We start from the raw sequence: 21,410 nt of genomic DNA on the forward strand, positions 1-21,410 counted from the left end.
GGCATCACTGAAGTTTGCCGACGGTGCGTCCCGGTCCTGGTTCGGGGGGAGACCGGAAATCACCTTCGAACGTCTAAAGCGTAGTTGGCATTGCGACAGGAGGGAGTCTTTCCTACCCACGGATTTTTCCGATAAATCCCGATTTTCCAAGCACTTCGGAATAACGCGCGGGCAAAAAACACGGGCCACCCGAAGGTGGCCCGTGGTTCGACAATCGCCGGATACAACCGGCCGACAAGACGGCGTCAGGCGGTGGCTGTCGAACCCTTTTGCCAATCGGTCGCGTTGGACTCCATGGCTTCCTGGATCGCGCGCTTGCGACGTTCCTCGGCCTGGCGGGTGAAGTACCAGGCGAAGAAGGTGAACAGCGATACGGTCAGCAGGATCAGGCTGGCTACGGCGTTGATCTCCGGCTTCACACCCAGGCGCACGGCGGAGAACACTTCCATCGGCAGGGTGGTGGAGCCAGGACCGGACACGAAGCTGGCCAGTACCAGGTCATCCAGCGACAGGGCGAAGGACATCATGCCGCCCGCCGCCAGCGACGGCGCGATCATCGGGATGGTGATCAGCATGAACACTTTCCAGGGCTTGGCGCCCAGGTCCATGGCCGCTTCCTCGATGGACAGGTCCAGCTCGCGCAGGCGCGCCGACACCACCACTGCCACGTAGGACGAGCAGAAGCTGGTGTGGGCGATCCAGATGGTCACGATGCCGCGCTCCTGCGGCCAGCCGATCAGCTGGGCCATTGCCACGAACAGCAGCAGCAGCGACAGACCGGTGATCACCTCGGGCATGACCAGCGGCGCGGTAACCATGCCGCCGAACAGCGTACGGCCACGGAAGCGCGGGATGCGGGTCAGCACGAAGGCCGCCAGGGTGCCCAGGGCTACCGAGGAGATCGCGGTGTAGCAGGCGATCTCCAGCGAGCGGAACACCGAGCCAACCAGCTGCTGGTTGTCCAGCAGGCCGACGTACCACTTCACCGACCAGCCGCCCCACACGGTCACCAGCTTGGAGCCGTTGAACGAGTAGATGACCAGGATGAGCATCGGCACGTAGATGAAGAGCAGGCCCAACACCAGCATGATGTTGGAGAACGACCAACGCTTGTTCATACCTTGCCCTCCAGCTCTTTAGCCTGGTTCTTGTTAAAGAAGATGATGGGCACGATCAGGATCGCCAGCATCACGACGGCAAGGGCGGATGCCACCGGCCAGTCACGGTTGTTGAAGAACTCCTGCCACAGCACCTTGCCGATCATCAGCGTCTCGGGGCCGCCCAGCAGTTCCGGAATCACGAACTCGCCCACCGCCGGGATGAACACCAGCATGCAGCCGGCGATGATGCCGTTCTTGGACAGCGGGACGGTGATTTTCCAGAAGCTGGTGAAGCTGCGCGCGCCGAGGTCGGATGCGGCTTCCAGCAGGCTCATGTCGTGCTTCACCAGGTTGGCGTAGAGCGGCATGACCATGAAGGGCAGGTACGAGTAGACGATACCGATGTACACCGCGAAGTTGGTGTTGAGGATCGTCAGCGGCTCGTTGATCACGCCCAGCCACATCAGGAAGCTGTTGAGCAGGCCGTTGTTGGAGAGGATACCCATCCAGGCGTACACGCGGATCAGGATCGCCGTCCAGGTCGGCATCATGATCAGCAGCAGCAGGACGGTCTGCATCTCCTTGCTGGCGCGGGCGATGGCATAGGCCATCGGATAACCGATCAGCAGGCACAGGAAGGTGCTGATCGCCGCCATCTTCAGCGAGCCCAGGTAGGCATCGATGTAGAGCGGGTCGTCCGTCAGCATCAGGTAGTTGCCCAGGTTCAGCACGACCTGAAGGGTCTGGTCGGCGTACTGGAATACTTCGGTGTACGGCGGAATGGCCACGTCCGCTGCCGCCAGACTGATCTTCAGCACGATGGCGAAGGGCAGCAGGAAGAACAGGAACAGCCAGAAGAACGGCACACCGATCACGGCGTGGCGGCCGTTCGGCAGCCGTTTCATGAGCGATTTGCTGATGTTCATGATTGCAGTACCACACCGCTGTCGTCGTACCAGCTGATGTAAACCGGCTGGTCCCAGGTCGGGCGCGCCACGTGGCGCTCGGCGTTGGCCATGAAGGCCTGGACGATGAAGCCGGAGGCCAGCTTGATGTAGTACACCGAATGGCCGCCCAGGTAGGCGATGTCGTGGACGGTGCCCTGGGCCCAGTTGTGGCCTTCGTGCTCCAGGTCGGCCGGCTTCTGCGCGCTGACCATGACCTTTTCCGGACGCAGCGCATAGGTGATGCGCTTGTTCTCGGCACGGGTGCTGATGCCGTGGCCGATATAGATCGGGTTTTCCAGGTGCGGGCAGGCGATCACCGCGTGGTCCTGCAGGTCTTCCACCAGCTCGCCGTCGAACATGTTGACGTTGCCGATGAACTCGCAGATCAGGCGGCTGGCCGGCGTCTCGTAGATGTCCATCGGGCTGCCGATCTGCTCGATGCAACCCAGGTGCATGATGGCGATGCGCTGGGCCATGGTCATGGCCTCTTCCTGGTCGTGGGTCACCATCACGCAGGTCACGCCCACGCGCTCGATGATCTCCACCAGTTCCAGCTGCATCTGCGAACGCAGCTTCTTGTCCAGCGCGCCCATGGGCTCGTCGAGCAGCAGCAGCTTCGGACGCTTGGCCAGGGAGCGGGCCAGGGCCACGCGCTGACGCTGGCCACCGGAGAGCTGGTGCGGCTTGCGCTTGGCGTACTGGGTCATCTGCACCAGCTTGAGCATCTCGTCGACGATCTTGTCGATCTCAGCCTTGGGCAGGCCGTCCTGCTTGAGGCCGAAAGCGATGTTCTGCGCCACGCTCATGTGGGGGAACAGGGCGTAGGACTGGAACATCATGTTGATCGGCCGCTCATAGGGCGGCAGGTCGGTAATGTCCTGGCCATCGAGGAAGATGCGACCTTCAGTGGGACGCTCGAAACCAGCCAGCATACGCAGCAGGGTCGACTTGCCCGAACCCGAGCCACCGAGCAGGGCGAAGATCTCGCCCTTCTTGATGTCCAGGGACACGCTGTCCACAGCCAGCGTTTCATCGAACTGCTTGCTGACCCGGTCGATTTTTACCAGAACCTCTTTGGGTTTCTGGTCGCCACTCAAGGCTTTCTTGTAGGCACCGGAGGCTATTGCCATTACCACAACTCCCAAATCATAGAGGCCCGGCCCCCGCGGCCGGGCATGCTTGGTATTACCAGGGCTGGCGCAGTTTACGTGCGCCGGAATGGCTTGTTGAGGCCACTCCGAGGCTCCGTGCCCGCGCGAACGAATCCAGGGGAAACGTCTTACTTGCCCGACTTGATCTTGGTCCACGAACGGGTCATGAGGCGCAGGATCTTCGGCGGCAGCTCATGCTGCACGAAGAGTTTGTCCAGAACCTCCTGGGATGGGTACACCTCAGGATTGTTGCGCACGGACTCATCCATGAATTCGCCAGCCTTGGGGTTCGGGTTGGCGTAACCGACGTAGTCGCTGACCTTGGCGATCACTTCGGGCTTGAGCAGGTAGTTGATGAACGCATGGGCGGCCTTCGGGTTGGAGGCATCCTTCGGAATGGCGAGGATGTCGAACCAGAGGTTGGCGCCTTCCTTCGGAATGGCGTAGGCGATGTTCACCCCCTTGCCAGCTTCCTTGGCGCGGTTGGCAGCCTGGAATACGTCACCGGAGAAACCGGCCGCAACGCAGATGTTGCCGTTGGCCAGGTCGGAAATGTATTTGGAGGAATGGAAGTAGGTGACGTACGGACGCACCGCCATCAGCTTCTCTTCGACTTTCTTGTAGTCGTCCGGGTTGGTGCTGTTGGGGTCCAGCCCCATGTACTTGAGCACAGCCGGCATCATCTCGTCGCCCGAATCGAGGAAGGCGACGCCGCACTGGCTGAGCTTCTTCATGTTCTCGGGCTCGAAGAGAATCGCCCACGAATCGATGGTGTCGACACCCAGTACGGCCTTGACCTTCTCGACGTTGTAGCCGATGCCGTTGGTGCCCCACAGGTACGGCACGCCGTACAGGTTGCCCGGGTCGTTGGCCTCGAGCTGCTTCATCAGGTGCGGGTCGAGGTTCGACCAGTTCGGCAGCTGGCTCTTGTCCAGCTTCTGGAACGCGCCCGCCTTGATCTGGCGGCCGAGGAAGTGGTTGGACGGCACGACCACGTCGTAGCCGGTGCGACCGGCCAGCAGCTTGCCTTCCAGGGTTTCGTTGGAGTCGAAGACGTCGTACACCGGCTTGATGCCGGTTTCCTTCTCGAAATCGGCGAGGGTGGTTTCACCGATGTAATCGGACCAGTTGTAGATGTGGACGGTCTGTTCCGCCTGGGCCAGCGAAGTCAGGCCGAAGAGGGAGACTGCAGCGATCAGGGTTCTGCGGAAGGGAATGCGCACACGTGAGTCCTCTCGTTGTTTTAACTTCTTCAAATCGGTTGCTGCCGGGGGCGTCGACGGCCAGTCCGTGGATAGCGCCGAAGCCTTCGCAGCACGAGAGCGCCAGGGCTTGCGCAGCCATTCCACCGATGGAAGCTGTTTGTTGCTACCGGTGGCGGCGAGGGAGCGCGCTCCCCCGCCGCTTGCCCGGATCATCGGCTGCCGCACCAGGCGGCAGCGACTACCCGATTACTTGCCGGACTTGATGGTGGTCCAGCTGCGGGTCATCAGACGCTGGGTCTTCGCCGGCAGGTCCGGGAAGGCGTACAGCTTCTTCATGGTTTCCGGGGTCGGATACACACCCGGGTCGTTGCGGATCGCCTCGTTCACCATCGGGGTCGCGGCAGCGTTGCCGTTCGGGAACTGCACGACGTTGGTGATTTCGGACATGACGGCCGGCTCAAGCAGGAAGTTGATCCACTTCAGCGCGGCTTCCTGGTTCTCGGCATCCTTCGGAATGGCAACGGTGTCGAAGAACGCGCCGGCACCTTCCTTCGGAATGTTGTACTTCACAGTGACCTTGTTCTTGGCTTCTTCAGCGCGGGACTTGGCCTGGTACACGTCACCCGAGTAACCGATAGCCACGCAGATGTTGCCGTTGGCGATGTCGGAGATGTACTTGGAGGAGTGGAAGTAGGAGACGTACGGGCGGATCTTCAGGAACAGCGCTTCGGCTTCCTTCAGCTCTTTCGGGTCCTGGCTATCGGGCTTGTAGCCCAGGTAGTGCAGGGCGGCCGGGAGCATTTCGGTCGGCGAGTCGAGGAAGCTCACGCCGCAAGCCTTCAGCTTCTGGATGTTTTCCGGCTTGAACACCAGGTCCCAGGAGTCCACCGGCGCGTTGTCGCCCAGCACGGCCTTGACCTTGTCCGGGTTGTAGCCGATGCCGATAGTGCCCCACATGTAGGGGATCGCGTACTGGTTGCCCGGGTCGCTGATCTCCAGGGTCTTCATGATGTCCGGATTCAGGTTCTTCCAGTTCGGCAGCTTGGACTTGTCCAGCGGCTGATACACGCCAGCCTTGATCTGCTTGGCGAGGAAGGAGTTGGACGGCACCACGATGTCATAACCCGACTTGCCAGCCAGCAGCTTGGCTTCCAGCACTTCGTTGCTGTCGTAGACGTCGTAGACGACCTTGATTCCGGTTTCCTTGGTGAACTTGTCGACCGTGTCCGGTGCGATGTAGTCCGACCAGTTGTAGACGTGCAGCACCTTGTCATCAGCCTGCGCCATACCAGCCACAGCACCTGCCAGCGTCACAGCGAGCAGGGATTTGCCGAAGGTCTTGAACATGCGGGTAGCTCCGTTTGTTTTTTTGATGTTCCGGGTGGCGTGGACATCTCCTTCCGTCACCACCCGGTGAGCCTGGCCAACGCACAGGCGCAGTCTGTCAAAGGTCCGGTGAAAGACTCAAGACAGAACGGCTGCGGCGGTTTGATCGAGGCACTTGCGCGCCAGGGTGATCAGGTCATCGATCTGCGATTTCTCGATCACCAGCGGCGGCGAGATAATCATAGTGTCTCCCACCGCGCGCATGATCAGACCGTTGCGGAAGCAGTGCTCGCGGCACAGCATCCCGACACCCTTGCCTTCGAAGCGCTCGCGGGTCTTCTTGTTCTTCACCAGCTCCAGTGCTGCCACCAGGCCTACCCCGCGGGCTTCGCCTACCAGGGGATGGTCGGCCAGCTCTTGCCAGCGCTGTTGCAAATACGGTGCCGTTTCGTTCTTCACGCGCTCGACGATTTTCTCTTCGCGCAGGATGCGAATGTTCTCCAGCGCCACCGCAGCGGCTACCGGGTGACCAGAGTAAGTGAAGCCGTGGTAGAACTCCCCACCCTCATTCAGGGTATGGACGATCTCGTCGCGAACGATCACGCCACCCATGGGGATGTAGCCGGAGGTCAGGCCCTTGGCGATCGGCATCAGGTCCGGTGCGTTGCCGAAGTACTGGCTGCCGAACCATTCGCCGGTACGGCCAAAACCGCAGATCACTTCGTCGGCGATGAACAGGATGTCGTACTTGGCGAGGATCTCGCGGATCTTCGGCCAGTAGGATTTCGGCGGAATGATCACGCCGCCCGCGCCCTGCAGGGGCTCGGCGATGAAGGCGGCGACCTTGTCTTCGCCGACTTCGAGAATCTTCTTCTCCAGCTGTTCGGCAGCCCAGACGCCGAACTCTTCCGGGTCCATGTCGCCGCCTTCGCCGAACCAGTAAGGCTGGGCGATGTGCTCGATACCGGGGATCGGCAGGTCACCCTGCTCGTGCAGCGCCTTCATGCCGCCCAGGCTGACGCCGGCGACGGTGGAGCCGTGGTAGCCGTTCCAGCGGCCAATGACCACTTTCTTCTGCGGCTGGCCCTTGACGCTCCAGTAGTGACGAACCATGCGCAGCACGGTGTCGTTGGACTCGGAACCCGAGCCGGTGAAGAACACATGGTTCATGCCTTCCGGGGCGATATCGGCGATGGCCTTGGCCAGCTCCAGCACCGGCGGGTGGGCGGTCTGGAAGAACAGGTTGTAGTAGGGCAGTTCCTGCATCTGCTTGTAGGCGGCTTCAGCAAGCTCCTTGCGACCGTAGCCGACGTTCACGCACCACAGGCCGGCCATGCCATCGAGGATCTTGTTGCCCTCGCTGTCCCACAGGTACACGCCTTCGGCCTTGGTGATGATGCGAGCGCCCTTCTCGTTCAGCTGCTTGTAGTCGGTGAACGGAGCCAGGTGGTGATCGCGGCTGAGCGCCTGCCAATGTTGGGTGTTGGCGCTGGTCTGGTTAGTCATCTTGGTAAAACCTCTTCTCTAAGAAACACAGGGCCCGGCCAGGTGACCGGGCCCCACGCCGATCAGACAGAAAGCAGGAGGAACTCACGCTCCCAGGAACTGATCACTCGCTTGAAGTTCTCGTGCTCGGCGCGTTTGACCGCCACGTAGCCGCGAATGAACTTGTCGCCCAGGTACTTTTCCAGGGTCTTGCTGCTTTCCATGCATTCAAGCGCCGCCTCGATGGTCAGCGGCAGGCGCAGGTTACGCCGTTCGTAGCCACGACCCTTGACCTGGGCACTGGGCTTGAAGCCTTCGACCATGCCGATGTAGCCGCACAGCAGGCTGGCAGCCAGGGCCAGGTAGGGGTTGGCGTCCGCGCCGGCCAGGCGGTTTTCCACGCGGCGGTTGTCCGGGGTGGAGTCCGGTACGCGCAGGCCGACGGTACGGTTCTCTTCGCCCCACTCCACGTTCACCGGCGCCGAGGTATCGGGCAGGAAGCGGCGGAACGAGTTGACGTTCGGGGCGAACAGCGGAAGGGCTTCGGGGATCAGCTTCTGCAGGCCGCCGACGTGGTGCAGGAACAGCTCGCTCATGCTGCCGTCGGCGTTGGAGAAGATGTTCTTGCCGGTCTTGATGTCGACGATGCTCTGGTGCAGGTGCATGGCACTGCCCGGCTCGCCGGTCATCGGCTTGGCCATGAAGGTGGCGGCCACGTTGTGCTTGAGCGCGGCCTCACGCATGGTGCGCTTGAACACCACGATCTGGTCGGCCAGGTCCAGGGCATCGCCATGACGGAAGTTGATTTCCATCTGCGCGGTGCCTTCTTCATGGATCAGGGTATCCAGATCCAGGCCCTGCAGTTCGCACCAGTCGTACATGTCCTCGAACAGCGGATCGAATTCGTTCGCCGCGTCGATGGAGAAGGACTGGCGGCCAGTTTCCTGGCGACCGGAGCGGCCAATCGGAGCCTGCAGCGGGTAGTCGGGGTCGTCGCTGCGCTTGGTCAGGTAGAATTCCATCTCCGGCGCGACAATCGGCTTCCAGCCTTTGTCTGCGTACAGCTGGAGCACGCGCTTGAGGACGTTGCGCGGCGACAGCTCGATGGGGTTGCCCAGCTTGTCGTAGGTATCGTGGATGACCATCGCGGTCGGCTCGATGGCCCAGGGGACGAGGAACACGGCATTCTCGTCCGGGCGGCAGACCATATCGATGTCGGCCGGGTCCAGCAGGTCGTAATAGATGTCGTCCTCGACGTAGTCGCCGGTCACGGTCTGCAGGAGAACGCTCTCCGGCAGGCGCATGCCCTTCTCGTTGAGGAATTTCGCAGTCGGCGCGATCTTGCCCCGGGCAATCCCGGTCAGGTCGGCGATCATGCATTCCACTTCGGTGATCTTGCGTTCCTTCAACCAGCCGCTCAGCTGGTCTAGCTTGGTAGTCATAAAGACCTCAGGGTTTGAGAGCCCGGCCCCAACGCCGGACTCAGCGGTTCCCCGCCCTCTTGCCGCAGGCTTTGCCGAATGCCTGGAAGATAGCGAGATAGTTGGGGTTCGTTTCGACCTGCCACTCCGGGTGCCACTGCACCCCGACGGCGAAGGCCGCACCTTCGACGGAGAAGGCTTCAACCAACCCGTCAGGCGCCAGAGCTTCTACACGAAGGCCGGGCGCCAGACGATCAACGCCCTGGCCGTGAATAGAATTGACCTGGAACTGCGAGGGTAGCCCGATACCGGCGAAAACGCCGCCCGGCTGCACGTCGACGACATGCCGCAATCCATATTGAATCTCGATCGGCTCACCGGCGGGTTCGCGGTGATCCATGTAGCCCGGCACTTCATGCACCTTCTGGTGCAACGAGCCGCCGAAGGCGACGTTCATTTCCTGGAATCCGCGGCAGATGCCCAGCACCGGAATACCGGCGGCGACCGCGCGGCGGATCAGCGGCAGCGTCGTGCTATCGCGTGCAGGATCATGAGAAGTGCCGGCTTCGCTTGCGGAGCCACTATAATGATGGGGTTCGACGTTCGACGCCGAGCCTGTGAAGAGCAGGCCGTCGAACGCGGCCAACATGGCTTCCTGGTCGATGACATCGCCCAGGGAGGGAACGATCACCGGAATGCCCGCGGCCCCGGAGATCACTGCTCTGAGGTATTTGTCGCCAGCAACATGGTAGGGTTTGGAACCGATCTGCTTGATGCAGGCGGACACGCCGATTAACGGCAGGCGAGACATGGGACACCCGTGTTTGTAAGTGTTATGGGCTTGAGGCCGAGCTTAGCCTTGTTCATTTTTTTACACAATAGTCATGTAAAAAATCAAACACGCCCCACTGAACAGCCCGCCAGCAAAGGCTCTCCGTCGACTGAAAGTGGCCCGAAACGCCCCAAAAACGGCCTATGTCGAGCACCACGCTCCGTTTTGGTGCGACATTGACAACCCTTGCCAATTCGGATTGACTCACACCTCAGCTTTCGAATGATTGAAATTTTTAACAATAAAGGTGTTACATCATGTCGGTACCCCAGAGTGCCGTGTCGCTCGAAGAAGCGAGTGAGTTCCTGAAGGAACACCCCGAGGTCCAATTCGTCGACCTCCTTATTGCAGACATGAATGGTGTGGTCCGCGGCAAGCGCATCGAACGCACCAACCTGCCCAAAGTCTATGAGAAGGGCATCAACCTCCCCGCCTCTCTCTTCGCTCTCGACATCACCGGCTCCACCGTGGAAAGCACCGGCCTCGGCCTGGACATTGGCGACGCGGACCGCGTCTGTTTCCCGATCCCTAACACCCTCTCCATGGAACCCTGGCAGAAGCGCCCGACCGCGCAACTGCTGATGACCATGCACGAGATGGAAGAGCGCCAGCCCTTCTTCGCCGATCCGCGTGAAGTGCTGCGTCAAGTCGTACAGAAGTTCACCGACATCGGCCTGACCATCGTCGCGGCCTTCGAGCTGGAGTTCTACCTGATCGACCAGGAGAACGTGAACGGCCGTCCGCAGCCGCCGCGTTCGCCGATCTCCGGCAAACGTCCGCAATCGGTCCAGGTCTACTCCATCGATGACCTCGACGAGTACGCCGACTGCCTGCAGGACATCATCGACGGCGCCCGCGCCCAGGGCATTCCGGCCGACGCCATCGTCAAGGAAAGCGCCCCGGCCCAGTTCGAAGTCAACATGCACCACGTTGACGACGCCCTGAAGGCCTGCGACTACGCAGTCCTGCTCAAGCGCCTGATCAAGAACGTCGCCTACGACCACGAGATGGACTCGACCTTCATGGCCAAGCCCTACCCGGGTCAGGCTGGCAACGGTCTGCACGTCCACGTCTCGCTGCTCGACAAGGACGGCAAGAACATCTTCACCAGCGAGGATCCCGAGCAGAACGCCGCGTTGCGCCACGCGATCGGCGGTGTGCTCGAGACCCTGCCGGCGTCGATGGCGTTCCTCTGCCCGAACGTCAACTCGTACCGCCGTTTCGGTTCGGCCTTCTTCGTGCCGAACGCACCGAGCTGGGGCCTGGACAACCGTACCGTCGCCCTGCGCGTGCCCACCGGAGCGCCGGAAGCGGTGCGCCTGGAACACCGCGTCGCCGGTGCCGATGCCAACCCGTACCTGCTGCTCTCGGCGGTGCTGGCCGGCGTCCACCACGGCCTGACCAACAAGGTCGAGCCGGGCGCGGCGATCGAAGGCAACGCTTACGAGCAACTGGAACAGAGCCTGCCGAACAACCTGCGCGATGCCCTGCGCGAGCTGGACGACAGCGACGTGATGAACAAGTACATCAGTCCCGAGTACATCGACATCTTCGTCGCGTGCAAGGAGCATGAGATGCAGGAGTTCGAGTATTCGATCTCCGACCTCGAGTACAACTGGTACTTGCACACCGTATAAGTGGTAAACGAAACGCCGGCCCTCGTGCCGGCGTTTCCTTGTGCCTCTGGCACACACCGGGGACAGCGACATCGTGACGGCGAGGAGGGGCGCCGCAACGACTCATGCCCGCTATTCCTATCTGCTCGCGATGTCTCCATCCGCCCACCGCGGCGCCCATCGCGTCTGTCGTGTCTTTGTTGTTGCGCTTTCGAGCGGCTGACGCCGCATCCGCTGATTACGTGGTTCATTCAGGGAGATCGCCAATGCCACGCCTGTACGCTGTGATTCTGATGCTGTTGTGCCCGCTGTCCGCCTGGGCCGAGCAGGTCATCCAGGTCTACAACTGGAACGACTACATCGCCCCCGAGGTGCTCAAGGACTTCGAGAAGGACACCGGCATCCGCGTCGAGTACAAGACCTACAGCACCGCCGAAGAGGTCAAGAAGGCCCTGGAGAGCGGCGAGAAAATCGACGTCGCCGTGCCCTCGCACAACGACCTGCCGGCGCTGATCCGCGACAAGCGCATCCAGGCGCTGGACTTCAGCAAACTGCCCAACCGCAGCCACCTCGATACCCAGCTGCTGAGCAAGCTGGCCGCGGTCGACCCGAACAACCAGCACGCCGTGCCCTACCTGTGGGGCGCCGTGGGCCTGGCGATCAACGAACCCGAAGCGGAGAAGGCCTACGGCGGCAAGCTGCCCGACAGCTGGAGCGTGATGTTCGACCCGCAGCAGAGCCAGCGCCTGAAAGCCTGCGGCATGAGCATCCTGGACGCGCCGGACGAAGCCTTCTCGGTACTGATGAACTACCAGGGCCGCAACTTCGCCCGCAGCGCACCGTCGCAGATCCGCCGCGCCGGCGAAGTGCTCGCGCAATTGCGCCCGAACCTGCGCTACATCGACAGCGAGCGCTACATCCAGGACCTCAACAGCGGCAAGCTGTGCGTCGCCATGGCCTGGGTCGGCGATGCCCTGGGCGCCGCCAACGCCGGCCAGCCGGTGCGCTTCGTGGTGCCGCAGGAAGGCTCGGTGCTGTTCATCGACAACCTGGTAATCCCCACCACCGCCGAACATCCCGATCTGGCCCTGAAGTTCATCGACTACCTGATGCAACCCAAGGTCGCCGCGCAGATCACCGCCGCCACCCTCTACCCCAACGGCAACAAGGACTCCGCGCAGTTCCTCGATGCCGCCCTGCGCGACCAGCCGGGCCTGTACCCGGACCAGGAAACCAAGCGCCGCCTGTTCGCCCTGGAAACCGCGCCGGAGAAGACCGCCCCGGTGATTACCGAAGTCTGGGCCAAGCTGCGCGACGGCGGCAGCTGACTTGCCGAGCCCCCCGGAGCTGGCGTCCAATAGCCACCCAGCTCCGGAGATCGACATGCCCGCCCCCACCCGCAAGCCCCGCGCCAGCAGCCAGGCGCGCATCGCCGTGATCCTCGACGCCGCCCGCGCGCTGTTGGCGGAAAGCGGCGCGGCGAGCCTGTCGATCTATGCGGTGGCCGAACGCGCGGGCATCCCGCCCTCCTCCGTCTACCACTTCTTCCCCAGCGTGCCGGCGTTGCTGCAGGGCCTCACCAACGACGTCCACGCCGCCTTCCGCGCCTGTCTGGAACAGCCGGTGGATCACGCTGCACTGCGCGATTGGCGCGACCTGGCTCGCCTGGTCGAACAACGCACGCTGGCCGTGTACGCCGACGATGCCGCCGCGCGCCAGCTGATTCTCGCCAGCCACGGCCTGGCCGAAGTCACCCAGGCGGACAGCCAGCACGATGTGCAGCTCGGCCGGGCCATGCGCGAACTGTTCGAGCGCCACTTCGAGCTGCCGCCGCTGCCGCAGGACATCGAGGTATTCAGCCTCGCCATCGAGCTGGGCGACCGCGTCTATGCCCTCTCCGTGCAGCGCCACGGCGGCATCACCGAGCGCCTGGCCGAGGAAGGCATGCGGGTGATCGATGCCTACCTGTCGCTGTACCTGCCGCCCTGCTTGCCGAAGCGCTCTGCGCCGCTCAGCTAATCGATTTTTATCCGATAAATATCCGGATAAGCGGACCTAAATTTTTAGTAAAGCCCTTCTTGAATCGATTTTTATCGGATATAAATCCATTCACTCTGCGCATCGGCCTATACTGGCCGCTCGCGGCAATCGAGGGTGCCGCCCTCTCGAATGACTCAACCCAGGATCGCCCCATGACTACGTTGACCAGCACTCCCCGCGCCGATGGCTTCCGCATGCCGGCGGAATGGGAATCCCACACCCAGACCTGGATGGTCTGGCCCGAGCGCCCGGACAACTGGCGCCTGGGCGGCAAGCCCGCGCAGGCCGCCTTCAGCGCCGTGGCCCGCGCCATCGCCCGCTTCGAGCCGGTGACCGTCGGCGTTTCCGCTGGCCAGTACGAGAACGCCCGCGCACAGCTGGCGGACGCAGCCAATATCCGCGTGGTGGAAATCAGCAACGACGACGCCTGGGTGCGCGACACCGGCCCGACCTTCGTCACCAACGACAAGGGCGACGTGCGCGGCGTGGACTGGACCTTCAACGCCTGGGGCGGCCTGGAAGGCGGCCTGTACTTCCCGTGGCACCGTGACGATCAGGTTGCCAGCAAGATCCTCGGCATCGAGCGCTGCGACGGCTATCGCACCGAAGGCTTCGTGCTGGAGGGCGGGTCGATCCACGTGGACGGCGAAGGCACGGTGATCACCACCGAGGAATGCCTGCTCAACCACAACCGCAACCCGCACATGAGCCGCGAAGAGATCGAAGCCGTGCTGCGCGAGCACCTGGCCATCGACACCGTGATCTGGCTGCCGGACGGCCTGTTCAACGACGAGACCGACGGCCACGTCGACAATTTCTGCTGCTACGTGCGTCCGGGCGAAGTCCTGCTGGCCTGGACCGACGACGTGAACGACCCGAACTACGAGCGCTGCCAGGCCGCCATGCGCGTGCTGGAAACCGCCCGCGACGCCAAGGGCCGCCAGCTGACCGTGCACAAGATCGTCATTCCCGGCCCGATCCACGCGACCGAAGCCGAGTGCGAGGGCATCGACCTGGTGATCGGCACTCAGCCGCGCGATCCGTCGATCCGCCTGGCCGGCTCCTACGTCAACTTCCTGATCGTCAACGGCGGCATCATCGCCCCACGTTTCGACGACCCGGCGGATGCCGAAGCCGAAGCCACGCTGAAGCGCATCTTCCCCGAGCACGAAATCGTGATGGTGCCAGGCCGCGAAATCCTCCTGGGCGGCGGCAACATCCATTGCATCACCCAGCAGCAGCCGGCACCGCAGAAGCGCTGATTTGCCGCCGTGCAGAAAGGCCGTCACTCCGCCGGGGTGACGGCCTTTCTGCTTTTGCGCAGGCATGAAAAAGCCGCCGCCTCTTGCGAGGCCGGCGGCTTTTTCTTCAGCCCGCGAGGATTACAGCAGCGGGATGGTGTAGCTGACGATCAGGCGGTTTTCGTCCTGGTCGCGCTGGCTGGCCGAACCCGGGGTGCTGGATGCCGGCAGGCCGCTGCGCAGTGCAGCATTACGCCAGGTGAAGCCCAGGCCCTTGAGGGCGCCGTCCGGAATGACGTAGGCGAGGGTGATGTCACGCTCCCATTCGCTCTGGTCACCCTGCTTGGTATCGATGTTGTCGCCGTGCAGGTAGATGGTCTGGAAGGTCAGGCCAGGCACGCCGGCCTTGGCGAAGTCGTAGCCGTAGCGAACCTGCCAGGTGCGCTCGCCGGCGCGCTGGAACTTGCCGATCTGCACATCGGTGATCAGGTAAGCGGTGGAGCCTTCGCCATCACCACGGTTGAGGAACGGGAAGTCGCTATCGCCGTTGAGCACCTGGTAGCCGGCGCCGAAGCTGTGACCGCTGACCGAGTAGGTGAACAGGCCGCTGAAGGCGCGGTTGTCCACCTCGCCCTTGGTGGTGTTGCCACCGTAGTAGCCGCTGCTGACATAGCCGTCCGCACGACCGGAGGCGCTGCCGTTCTTGCCGTCGGAGCTGCTGTCGAAGGCACGCAGGTCGGTCTTCAGGACACCCGGGCCGATTGCCCAGTTGTGCTGCAGGCCGAGGAAATGCTGCTGGTAGAAGTCGGTGAGCTGACCGTAGTAGTACTGCAGGGTCAGGTCCTTGTTCAGTTTGTAGTCGCCACCGGCGTAGTAGAACTTGTTGCTGTCGCGGGAGCTGATGCTCGAGCCGTTGGCGCCAGCGATGCTGAGGCTGCGGTTATCCGTGGAGTTACGGCCTTTGGAGTGCTCCAGCTGACCGGCAACCAGGTTGAAATCCTTGAGATCGGTGGAAGCGACCTGGCCACCCTCGAAGGTGACAGGCAACAGGCGACCGTCGTTGTAGGTCACCACCGGCAGCTTGGGCTGCAGCGTGCCGTAACGGAATTCGGTATTGGAGACCTTGGCCTTGGCGGTCAGGCCCAGGCTGCTGAAGTCATTCACCGCGTCGCCGTTGCTCTTGGACGGGAACACCGTGCCACCCTGCTGGGAGGCCGACTCATAGTGCTTGCCGCCGCTGCTGTCCAGGCGTACGCCCAGCAGGCCGAGGGCGTCGACACCAAAGCCCACGGTGCCTTCGGTGAAGCCGGAGGTGTAGTTGAGCAGGAAACCCTGGCCCCACTCTTCCTGCTTGCTCGGGTCGGCGGTGCCGTTGCGGTTGTCGGTGTTGATGTAGAAGTTGCGCAGGGTCAGGTTGGCCTTGCTGTCTTCGATGAATCCACCGGCGACGGCCGACTGGGCCAGGCCCGCGGCGGCGATGGCGAGCGCGAGACTCGATTGCGTGAGAGTGCGGCTTTTCATTGGACTTTCCCCATTTTATTGATCTTGGTATTCAGGCCATCGCGACGACGACCGCCCCCAGCAGGGCCGACCGAACGGCAGGCAGCGGCCGCGGTGTGACAGGCACGGCCGGACTTGCGTGATTCTTGGGTTGTTTCAACGCCCCTAGACAGGAACGAAGCGCGCGCTGGCGAACAGGGGTACGGCAGAGGACGGGAATGGCATGATCGGTTTCTCGTGTCTTGTTGTTGTGGCGATGCGCGAGGCATTCGCGCCACTGACAAGGCAATCCCCAGGCCAACCGGCCTACCTCGTCCGACACCCGCATTCCTTCGGCCTTCGGCTCCAACTTCGAGCCGCTCCCCACAAGACCGAATCAGCGGAAAACCGCCATTTCACCACCTCGGTCCGGCGGAATACCGCCATCCTTTTTCCGCGCCATCCGAGCCAGTTCGCTGCAACGCAGGGCAACGATAAAAGAACCGTTATAAATCCAAAAAGAATTAATTATTAATATGTAATTCCTTTATGGAATATATGATACACCTCCTCCCCGCTCTTGCCTGTCCATCGCTGGAGGTACCTCCATTGGCCTCTGGCTGCCGATCTCCGGCACCGTGAAATTCGGGGTAAAAAAAACCCGCCAACGCTGCAACGCGGGCGGGTTCGGAGCCTCGTGCTAGGGGAAGGCTCCCAAGAAACGGGGATTGGCACCCACCCTGAGGGTGGTGCGTCCATACACCGGATGGCCGTGATGATCGCGACCCGATGCAGCGGCGTCGATTCCATCGAACCCGCCGCTTGCGTAGGAAAATTCGAAAGCTGCGTACGTCGTGCTGGAGATTCCGATGCGGCCCGGCTGAAGACAAAGCCTTCAGCCGGGTACGCCGTCAGCGTCCCAGGGCGGCGCCGGTGCCGACGAACGAAGCCGACGGCAACAGCTGGCTGATGAAGCGGTTCCAACGGGTGATGTTGGCCGGGCCGATGAACACCACGTCCTGCGGCTGCATGGCGAAGTCCTTCGCCAACGCGTAGGCCGTCGGGCGCTTGGCTTCCAGGTGGAACACCTGCGCCTGGAAGACACCCTTCTGGCCGCTGCTGGCGGTCTGCTGCGGAGCGCCGCGGATCACATAGACCGAGTCGCCATCGGAGGTTTCCGGGCTCAGGCCACCGGCGTTACCCAGCACTTCCAGCAGCGACAGGCCGGTGGTGCGATACGTGACCACCTGCGGACGCTCCACCTCGCCGACCACGTAGACTTTCTTGCGGTCGTTGTACGGCAGGTGGATCTGGTCGCCGTTCTTCAGGTAGATGCCGCTGAGGGTCGAGCCGGTGCGGTTCAGCGCGTCGACGTCGATCACGTACTCGCGGCCGTCACGCTTGAGCGTCAGCCCCGAGAGGTCCGCTTCGCCGGCGATCACCCCGGCCTTGCTGACGGCCTGCACCAGGGTGGTCGGCGTGTTGTTCAGCTCCACCTGGCCGCCATTCTGGAAGGCCCCGGAAAGCACCACGTGCTGGCTGCTGTAGCGCAGCACGGTGACGTCCACCTGCGGATCGACGATGCCTTTCTTCGCCAGTTGGCTGGACAGGCGTTTACGCAACTGCGCCGGGGTCTGGCCTTCGGCGCGCACGACGCCGGCATAGGGGAAGAAGATGTTGCCATCGGCGCCGACCACGCGGCCGTTGGCTTCCATCTGCTGAGTCGAGCCGGGGCTGGTCAGTTCCGGGTGGTCCCAGACCGTCACCAACAGCACGTCGCCGCCGCCGATCACGTAATCCTCCTGGGGTGGGCGGTAGTTCGTCAGTTCCGTCGGTATGCCGGGTCTGGCGGCGAAGTCGGCCTCCTGGCGTTGCAGCACCTGGGGCGTGATGGGCACGAGGGTGATGTTCATCCCCTCTTTCTGTGCCTCGCGTTGGATATCGGAATCCGTCATGTGCTGACCGGGGGAGAACACACAGCCTTGTAGCGCCAGACTGCCGACTACGAGACTGAAAGCGAGCAGGTTTTTCATGGCAATCCTTCCTTGAAACGAGTGTGGAAACTCAGTAGGCATTGCGGTGTACGAACCCCTTGAACAGGGTCAGCAGGACGATCTTCAGATCCCACCAGACGGACCAGTTCTCGATGTAGTCCAGGTCGAACTCGATGCGTTTCTGCATCTTCTCCAGGGTGTCGGTCTCGCCACGCCAGCCGTTCACCTGGGCCCAGCCGGTGATGCCTGGCTTGACCTTGTGACGCAGCATGTAGCGACTGACCTGACGCCGGTATTGCTCGTTGTGCGCCACGGCATGAGGGCGCGGGCCAACCACCGACATGTCGCCGAGCAAGACGTTGAAGAATTGTGGCAGCTCATCCAGCGAAGTGCGCCGCAGGAGGGCGCCCAGCGGGGTGATGCGGCAGTCGTTGCGCGACGCCTGGGTGACGTCGGCACCGTCTTCCATCACCGTCATGCTGCGGAATTTCCACACGCGGATCGGCCGGCCATCCATGCCGTAACGAACCTGGCGGAACAGCACCGGGCCGCGCGAGGTGAGCTTCACCGCCAGGGCGATCAGCAGCATCGGCACGGCGATCAGCAGCAGGATCAGCGAAGCCAGCACCACGTCTTCGATGCGCTTGAGCACGGCATTGGGGCCGTCCATGGGCGTATCGAAGATGCTGATGGTGGCTAGGCCGTTGATGCTCTCGCTGCGGGCATGCAGCAGGTCGAACATGAACAGGTCGGGGATCAGGTAGACCGACACGGTGGTGTCGGACAGCTCGCGGATCAGCTCATTGAGCAACGGCTCGCGGGACAGCGGCAGCGTCAGGTAGACCTTGTCGATCTGCCCCGAACGGGCCGCCTCGATCAGCGCCAGGCGATCGCCTTTCACCGGCACCCGCTCGCCCAGTTCCATCTGCCGCGGGCGGTCGTCATAGAAGCCGATCAGGCGCAGGCCCATCCACGGTGCATTAAGTATGGTTTCGGCGAGCCGCGCACCGACCTCGCCGGTGCCATAGATCGCCACGTTGCGGCTGTTGAAGCCATGGCGGCGCGCCACGCGGAGCAGCATGCGGATGGCCAGCCGATAGCCGCACATGATCAGCAGCGCCACGGCGAACCAGCCCAGCCGCCGGGGCTCTTCCAGCTCCACATGGCGCAGTGAGATATCCAGCAGCAGCACGGCGAAAAACGCCAGCGACCAGTACAGGGTGACGCTCAGCGATTCGCGCAGCAGCGACTCGCCGCGCCAGGAGCCGTAGAGCTGATTCAGCTCGCCGAGCCAATGGAAAAGCATCACGCAGAGCAGCACCGAGACCCACAGCTGGGACTCCAGCACGCCGCTGCCGGCACTGAGCAGGATCACCCCGGTGAGCACGATCACCAGGATGTCGCTCAGGCGATGTGCCAGCGAAATCAGCGATTGGTGCGCACGCAGAATTCCTTTTGTCTTGTTGGGCATGATGACCTCGCGATGTCCGGCATCGCTCCTTGAGCCGCTGCTTCGTTATCGCAGTCCGTGATTGGGCGCATGGCCTGCGAGCCCGCTGCGGGCTCGCAGGCTGCGGTTCAGTGGCGCTTGTCCAGCAGCAACTGCTGGAGGTAGCGGCCGTAGCCGGTCTTGCTCAGGCGCTCGGCCTGCAGCGCCAGGTTGGTCGCGCTGAGCCAGCCCTGCTGGAAGGCAATCTCCTCCAGGCAGGCGACTTTCAGGCCCTGGCGCTGCTCGATGGTCTGGACGAAATGCCCGGCCTCCATCAGCGATTCGTGGGTGCCGGTATCCAGCCAGGCAAAGCCACGACCGAGCAGGCTCACATGCAACTCGCCCAGCTCCAGATAGAGGTTGTTGATATCGGTGATTTCCAGTTCGCCGCGGGCCGAAGGGCGAATCTGCCGGGCCATCTCCACGACCCGGTTGTCGTAGAAATACAGGCCGGTGACGGCGTAGTTGGAGCGCGGCACCCGCGGTTTTTCCTCGATGGAAAGCACGCGACCCTCATCGTCGAACTCGACCACGCCGAAGCGCGCCGGGTCCGCCACCTGGTAACCGAACACGGTCGCGCCGTGCTGCCGTGCGGCGGCGTCGCGCAGGGTCTCGGTGAAGCCCTGGCCGTAGAAGATGTTGTCGCCCAGCACCAGGCACACCGAGTCATCGCCGATGAACTCGGCGCCGATCAGGAACGCCTGGGCGAGGCCGTCCGGCGAGGGCTGGACGGCGTATTCGAGCTTCACGCCGAACTGCTCGCCGTCGCCCAGCAGGGCGCGGAAGTTCGGCAGGTCGGCGGGGGTGCTGATCAGCAGGATCTCGTCGATGCCGGCGAGCATCAGTACCGACAGCGGGTAGTACACCATCGGCTTGTCGTAGATCGGCAGCAGTTGCTTGGACACCCCCAGGGTGATGGGGTGCAGGCGTGTGCCGGAACCGCCGGCGAGTATGATGCCTTTCATGGTCTGCCTCCTTGCTTGGCTATTTGCTGGATTCGAAGCGCGGCACGTAGTCCGAGCGCTCCGCCAGGAAGGTGTCGATGAGACTGGAGAGCCGCAGCGCGGAGATGTCCCAGGAATAGCGCAGGACGTTCTCCTGACCGAGCCTGCGCAGGTCGTCGCGCAGCTGCGCATCGCTCAGCACACGGCGCATGGCGTCGGCCATGCCCTGCGGGTCGTAGGGGTCGAAGTAGAGGACCGAGTTGCCCAGCACTTCCGGAATCGACGCGCTGCTGGCGGCCACCACCGGGCAGCCGCAGGCCTGCGCTTCCAGCGGCGGAATGCCGAAGCCTTCGTAGAGCGAGGGGAAGACGAAGGCGGCGGCGTTGCGGTACTGCTCGATCAACTGGTCGTCGTCGATCCGTCCGAGCCAGCGCACCCGGTCGCCCTGCCCGCTGGCCTGCAACTGCGCGTCGACGAAGCTGCGATTGGCGGCGCCGACGATGCGCAACTCCACGTCCAGATCACCGAGCAGGCCGAAGGCCTCGATCAAGCGGGAGAAGTTCTTGTGCGTCGCCGGCGAGGAAACCGCCAGCACATAGGGCCGCTCCCCCACCGCCGGTTCAAGGCCGGTGCAGAACTCGGCGGAGACCGCATTGGCGATCACATGGATGCGCTGCGCATCGATGCCGTAGTGCGAGGCGATCTCCTGGCGGGAGAACTCGCTGACCGTGACCTGCGCCAGCGAGCGGCGCAGCATCACCGGAATCATCAGCCGGTACAGCGCGCGGAACTTCCAGGAGAAACTTTCCGGATGGCGCACGTAGGTGATGTCGTGGTGCGTCGCCAACTGGCGCGAATAGGCCAGCGGCGCCGTGCTGCACAGTGACACCAGCAACGGCCGGCCACGGCGCGCCAGCCACAGCGGCAAGTCGAGCTGCTCCCAGAGGTGTCCGCCGTGGCGGCCGATCTGCTCGACGTTGAGCTGCCGGGCGATTTCCGGGCGGAGGATTTCACCGGGCGGCGCGACGAAATGCACGTCGCTGCGCAACCGCGCCAGCGACAGCGAAATCTGCTCGGCGAAGCGTTGCACGCCGCTCAGCTGCTGGGTCAGGAAACGCGCGTTGATCACGATCATGGATG

17 protein-coding genes are annotated in these 21,410 nt (G+C 62.9%); 4 read left to right on the forward strand and 13 right to left on the reverse strand.

Translation table 11 applies throughout. The features are described from left to right. Positions 1-245: 245 nt before the first annotated feature. From JVX91_RS03675 to JVX91_RS03710, 8 genes are all read right to left on the reverse strand, one after another. Positions 246-1,118, reverse strand: coding sequence for an ABC transporter permease subunit (locus JVX91_RS03675; protein WP_081515243.1), 873 nt, complete (start codon positions 1,116-1,118; stop codon positions 246-248). Next, positions 1,115-1,996, reverse strand: coding sequence for an ABC transporter permease subunit (locus JVX91_RS03680; RefSeq protein ID WP_205339919.1), 882 nt, complete (start codon positions 1,994-1,996; stop codon positions 1,115-1,117). The genes JVX91_RS03675 and JVX91_RS03680 overlap by 4 nt, the downstream gene beginning before the upstream one ends. 26 nt (positions 1,997-2,022) lie before the next feature. Continuing rightward, entirely contained in the window at positions 2,023-3,177 is a 1,155-nt protein-coding gene (gene potA / locus JVX91_RS03685; protein ID WP_205338079.1) for a polyamine ABC transporter ATP-binding protein, read from the reverse strand. A gap of 149 nt (positions 3,178-3,326) precedes the next feature. Next, complete coding sequence (locus JVX91_RS03690; RefSeq protein ID WP_240201751.1) at positions 3,327-4,397, reverse strand: polyamine ABC transporter substrate-binding protein; 1,071 nt, start codon at positions 4,395-4,397, stop codon at positions 3,327-3,329. A 252-nt stretch (positions 4,398-4,649) separates the two neighbouring features. Next, positions 4,650-5,750, reverse strand: a complete 1,101-nt coding sequence (locus JVX91_RS03695) for a polyamine ABC transporter substrate-binding protein (RefSeq protein WP_205338081.1) — start codon at positions 5,748-5,750, stop codon at positions 4,650-4,652. A gap of 117 nt (positions 5,751-5,867) precedes the next feature. Further along, complete coding sequence (locus tag JVX91_RS03700) at positions 5,868-7,235, reverse strand: aspartate aminotransferase family protein (protein WP_205338082.1); 1,368 nt, start codon at positions 7,233-7,235, stop codon at positions 5,868-5,870. A gap of 62 nt (positions 7,236-7,297) precedes the next feature. After that, positions 7,298-8,656, reverse strand: coding sequence for a glutamine synthetase family protein (locus JVX91_RS03705; RefSeq protein WP_205338083.1), 1,359 nt, complete (start codon positions 8,654-8,656; stop codon positions 7,298-7,300). A gap of 40 nt (positions 8,657-8,696) precedes the next feature. Then, positions 8,697-9,446: a gamma-glutamyl-gamma-aminobutyrate hydrolase family protein gene (locus JVX91_RS03710; protein WP_205338084.1), complete on the reverse strand. Its 750-nt coding sequence runs from the start codon at positions 9,444-9,446 to the stop codon at positions 8,697-8,699. A gap of 278 nt (positions 9,447-9,724) precedes the next feature. Here JVX91_RS03710 and JVX91_RS03715 point away from each other — a divergent pair, with 278 nt between their 5' ends. From JVX91_RS03715 to aguA, 4 genes are all read left to right on the forward strand, one after another. Next, positions 9,725-11,104, forward strand: coding sequence for a glutamine synthetase family protein (locus JVX91_RS03715; protein ID WP_205338085.1), 1,380 nt, complete (start codon positions 9,725-9,727; stop codon positions 11,102-11,104). 245 nt (positions 11,105-11,349) lie between these two features. After that, complete coding sequence (locus JVX91_RS03720) at positions 11,350-12,411, forward strand: polyamine ABC transporter substrate-binding protein (protein WP_205338086.1); 1,062 nt, start codon at positions 11,350-11,352, stop codon at positions 12,409-12,411. A 49-nt stretch (positions 12,412-12,460) separates the two neighbouring features. Beyond that, entirely contained in the window at positions 12,461-13,102 is a 642-nt protein-coding gene (locus JVX91_RS03725) for a TetR/AcrR family transcriptional regulator (protein ID WP_205339920.1), read from the forward strand. A 173-nt stretch (positions 13,103-13,275) separates the two neighbouring features. Further along, positions 13,276-14,385, forward strand: coding sequence for an agmatine deiminase (gene aguA / locus JVX91_RS03730; RefSeq protein ID WP_205338087.1), 1,110 nt, complete (start codon positions 13,276-13,278; stop codon positions 14,383-14,385). A 120-nt stretch (positions 14,386-14,505) separates the two neighbouring features. Here the strand turns inward: aguA and JVX91_RS03735 are convergent, their stop codons facing one another. From JVX91_RS03735 to JVX91_RS03755, 5 genes are all read right to left on the reverse strand, one after another. Then, positions 14,506-15,885, reverse strand: coding sequence for an OprD family porin (locus JVX91_RS03735; protein WP_205338088.1), 1,380 nt, complete (start codon positions 15,883-15,885; stop codon positions 14,506-14,508). Between the two features lie 869 nt (positions 15,886-16,754). Then, the gene (locus tag JVX91_RS03740; RefSeq protein ID WP_205338089.1) at positions 16,755-17,876 is read right to left on the reverse strand and encodes a polysaccharide biosynthesis/export family protein; all 1,122 of its coding nucleotides are present in this window, start codon (positions 17,874-17,876) and stop codon (positions 16,755-16,757) included. Positions 17,877-17,907: 31 nt separating this feature from the next. Next, positions 17,908-19,308 carry an undecaprenyl-phosphate glucose phosphotransferase gene (locus JVX91_RS03745; protein ID WP_205338090.1) on the reverse strand — a complete coding sequence of 467 codons (1,401 nt, stop codon included), beginning with the start codon at positions 19,306-19,308 and terminating at the stop codon, positions 17,908-17,910. A gap of 107 nt (positions 19,309-19,415) precedes the next feature. Next, positions 19,416-20,291, reverse strand: coding sequence for a glucose-1-phosphate thymidylyltransferase RfbA (rfbA, locus tag JVX91_RS03750; protein ID WP_205338091.1), 876 nt, complete (start codon positions 20,289-20,291; stop codon positions 19,416-19,418). 19 nt (positions 20,292-20,310) lie between these two features. Continuing rightward, positions 20,311-21,405: a glycosyltransferase family 1 protein gene (locus JVX91_RS03755; protein WP_205338092.1), complete on the reverse strand. Its 1,095-nt coding sequence runs from the start codon at positions 21,403-21,405 to the stop codon at positions 20,311-20,313. Between the last annotated feature and the right edge of the window lie 5 nt (positions 21,406-21,410).

It is taken from the genome of Pseudomonas sp. PDNC002, assembly GCF_016919445.1.
GTDB lineage: Bacteria > Pseudomonadota > Gammaproteobacteria > Pseudomonadales > Pseudomonadaceae > Pseudomonas.